This is a genomic window from Streptomyces sp. NPDC039430 (assembly GCF_055639435.1).
On the sequence record NZ_JBVKAK010000036.1, the window covers coordinates 1 to 4109 of the forward strand.

The 4109-nt window shown below is 70.5% G+C and carries 2 protein-coding genes; both read left to right on the forward strand.

From position 1 onward, the window contains the following. On the forward strand, nt 1–2588 hold a 2588-nt coding region (locus ACZ7LS_RS36725), incomplete at its 5' end, for a type I polyketide synthase (protein ID WP_385372167.1). Continuing rightward, nucleotides 2585–4109: type I polyketide synthase (locus tag ACZ7LS_RS36730; protein ID WP_385137448.1), on the forward strand; the 1525-nt coding region annotated here is incomplete at its 3' end. The genes ACZ7LS_RS36725 and ACZ7LS_RS36730, both read left to right, overlap by 4 nt.

Here is a 4109-nt window from a genome sequence, read left to right on the forward strand (position 1 = left end):
CCGAACTCACCATCGCCGAGCCCCTCGTACTCCCCGAGTCCGGGAACGTGCGCATCCAGGTCACCGTCGGGCACACCGGCACCGACGGACGCCGGTCGATCGCGCTCTACAGCAGGCGTGAGGACACGCAGAGCGACTGGACCTGTCACGCCACCGGTGTGCTCGCCGAGGGGCAGCCGCGCGGGGAGGAGGCGGTGCGGGCCGGGTTCGCGGAACTCGCGCAGTGGCCCGTCCCGGGCGCGGAGTCCGTGGACGTCGACGCGTTCTACGAGCGGTTCCGTGAGCAGGGCCTGTCGTACGGTCCGGCGTTCCGGGGCCTGAATGATCTGCGGCTGCGGGGCCGCAGTGCTTTTGCGACGGTGCGTCTGCCGGAAGGCCTCGACGCGTCCGACTACGGGATGCACCCGGCTTTGCTGGACGCGGCGCTGCAGGCGCTGGCGGCGGTGCGGACGGCCGGTGTGGAGTCCGGCAGTGTGCTGCTTCCCTTCGAGTGGAGCGCCGCCGAGCTGTACCGGGTCGGAAGTACGGAGCTGCGGGTCCGTGCGGACTGGGACCAGGACACGGCCGAGGCCCGGATCTGGGTCGCGGACAGCGCGGGGACGCCGGTGGCGCACGCCCGGCTGCAGGCTCGGGTGGCCACCGCCGAGCAGATCCGGGCCGCCGAGCCCGTGGAGCATCTCTACCGGGTCGATGTCCAGGCCGTTCCGTTGCCGGACGCCGCTGTCGACGGCGGTGGTGTGTGGTCGCTCGGCGGCCGGGGTGAGCTGGCGGGCGCGCTGGCCGCGCGTCATGTGGCCGATGTGGACGAGCTGTTCGCGCGGCTGGCGCAGGACGAGGGGGCGCGGCCCGCTCGGCTCGTGCTGGATGTGACGGGTCCGTGTGAGGAGGCGGACGCCGCCCGTGCCGCGCGCGAGGTGTCGGAGTTCGCCCTGGAGGTGCTGCGGCGCACGCTCGCCGACGAGCGCCTGGCGCGGGCCGAGTTGGTGTGGGTCACGCGCCGGGCTGTCGGCGGGGATGTGCGGGATCTGGCTCGCGCGCCGTTGTGGGGTCTGCTGCGTGTTGCCCGGAATGAGTATCCGGACCGTGTGATCCGTGCGGTCGATCTGGGTGAGGCCGCTGAGGATCTGGGGGTGTTGCCCCGTGTGCTGTCTCTCACGGCCGAGCGGGAAGTCATCGTGCGGCAGGGGCTGGCGGGTGTTCCGCGGCTGGTCCGGGTGGAGTCGGCGCGGTCTGTCGAGGTCCGGCGTCTTGACTCCGAGGGTGTTGTGCTGGTCACCGGTGGTACCGGGGAGCTGGGCCGTCAGCTCGCCCACCACCTCGTACGCCACCACGACGCACGCCACCTCGTCCTCACCTCACGCCGGGGACCCGACGCCCCCGGCGCGGACGATCTCGCCGACGAACTGCGGGAGTCGGGGGCCGTATCGGTCGACATCCGCGCCTGCGACATCGGCGACGAACAGCAGGCCACCGCCCTGATCGGCGGCCTGGACCGGCCGCTGACCGCCGTCTACCACCTCGCCGGCGTCCTCGACGACGGCCTCATCACCGGCCAGAACCCCGAACGCCTGGCCCGCGTCCTCGCCCCCAAAGCCGACGGCGCACTCCATCTCCACCGTCTCACCCAGACCCACGACCTCGCCGCGTTCGTGCTGTTCTCCTCCGCCGCCGGCATCCTCGGCGGCCCGGGACAGAGCACCTACGCCGCCGCCAACACCTTCCTCGACGCCCTCGCCCACCACCGCCGCGCCCAGGGCCTGCCCGCCACCAGCCTCGCCTGGGGCCTGTGGCAGCTCGCCGGCATCGGCATGACCTCCCACCTGGGCGAAGCGGAACTCTCACGCATGCGCCGCCAGGGCATCACCGCCCTCACCGAAACCCAGGGCATGCGCCTGCTCGACGCATCCCTGGCCCAGCCGCATGCCCATCTGGTTCCGGTGCGTCTCGATCTCGCGACGCTGCGCCGCGAGCAGGACCGTGGCGGTGAGGTGCCCGGACTGCTCCGGGCCCTCGTACGGGCCCGGCGGAGCCGTGCGAGTGAGACGGAGCAGAGTCCCGACGCGCTGCGCGACCGGCTGCTCGCTCTGCCCGAGGGCGACCGTCCGGAGGTGGTGACCGAGTTGGTGCGGCGTGAGGTCGCGGCCGTCCTGGGGGTTGCCGACGCTTCGGGTGTGGGTCCGCGGCAGGTTCTGAAGGAGCTGGGCATCGACTCCGTGATGGCGGTGGAGCTGCGTCGGCGTCTTGCCGCCGAGACGGGTGTGTCGCTGCCCGCCACCCTTGCCTTCGACTACCCCACGCCGGCCGCGATCACCGAACTTCTCCTGAGCAGGATGGAGTTGGGCGGTGTCCCTGCCGGGGCGAAGGCGGCTCGTGTGACGAAGGATCAGATCAACGAGTTCGTGGAGCTCCTGCGTTCCGCGACGCCCGAACTGCTTGAGTCCGAGGGCCTGGTTCCCCGGCTTCTCGACATGCAGACGGCCCTGGCCAAGACGGTCGCCGCCCCCGGTGAGCCGGAAGTCGACATCGAAGACAGCAGCCAGGAAGACCTCCTGGAGTTCCTGGACCGCAAGTTTGGAGTGAGCAAGTGAGCGCGACCGAAGTTCAGAAGCTCGAAACTTATCTGCGACGTGCGACGAACGCTCTGCTGGAGACCGAGAAGGATCTCGCCTCCGAGCGTGCGGCGAAGAGCGAACCCATCGCGGTTGTGTCGATGGCGTGCCGGCTGCCGGGCGGGATCGAGACGCCGGAGGCCTTCTGGGGCCTGCTGGCCGAGGGGGGCGACGCCATCAGTGGTTTCCCCAAGCGGTGGGAGCGTCTGGGTCTTTACGACGAGGATCCTGAGGCGGTCGGGAAGAGCTATACGCGTGAGGGCGGTTTCCTCGCGGACGTGGAGGGCTTCGACTCGGAGTTCTTCGGTATCTCGCCGCGCGAGGCGCAGTCGATGGATCCGCAGCAGCGTCTGGTCCTGGAGACTTCGTGGGAGGCGCTGGAGCGGGCCGGGATCCTTCCCGAGGCCCTGTCCGAGAGCCGTACCGGTGTCTATCTCGGCAGTATGGGTTCCGACTACGGCACGGACTCGGGTCTGGGCGATCTGGACGGATACGTCAGCACCGGCAACGCGGGCAGCGTGATCTCGGGCCGCGTCTCGTACGCGCTCGGTCTGCAGGGTCCGGCGCTGACGGTGGATACCGCCTGCTCGTCGTCGCTGGTCGCGATGCATCTGGGCATCAATGCCCTGCGCAACGGTGAATGTGAGCTCGCGTTGGTCGGCGGCGTGACCGTCATGTCGAAGCCCGCCATCTTCGTGGAGTTCTCGCGGCTCAAGGGCATGGCGGCGGACGGGCGTTGCAAGAGTTTCTCGGACGAGGCGGACGGTGCGGGCTGGTCCGAGGGTGTGGGCGTCCTGGTCCTGAAGCGTCTGTCGGCAGCCCAGCGGGACGGGGATGAGGTCCTCGCCGTCATCAGGGGTTCCGCTGTCAATCAGGACGGCCGCAGCCAGGGGCTGACCGCTCCCAACGGGCCTTCCCAGCAGCGGGTTGTCCAGGACGCGCTGGCCTCGGCGCGGCTCACGTCCGCCGACATCGACGCCGTCGAGGCACATGGCACCGGCACTCCTCTCGGTGACCCGATCGAGGCGGGCGCGCTCGCGGAGATCTTCGGTCCCGGCCGCGAAAGCGCACGGCCCCTGTATCTGGGCTCGTCGAAGTCGAACATCGGCCACGCCCAGGCGGCGGCCGGTGTCGCCGGCGTCATCAAAATGGTCCTCGCACTGCAGCACGGGACTCTTCCGAAGACGCTGCACGCCGACAGCCCGAGCAGTCATATCGAATGGGATGGCAGCGGTCTGGAGTTGCTGCGGGACGCGCGGCCGTGGGAGCGGGGGGAGCGGGTGCGCCGGGCCGGGGTCTCGTCGTTCGGGCTGAGCGGCACCAACGCCCACCTCATCCTCGAAGAAGCACCCGAACCCACCCCGGCCACAGTCGCCGAAGAGCCGGTGGAGGCACCCGTTCCTCTGGGTGTGCTTCCGCTGGTGGTGTCGGGGCGTGACGAGAGTGCGTTGCGGGAGCAGGCCGGGCGGTGGGCGGACTGGCTGCAGGCCCAGGACAACC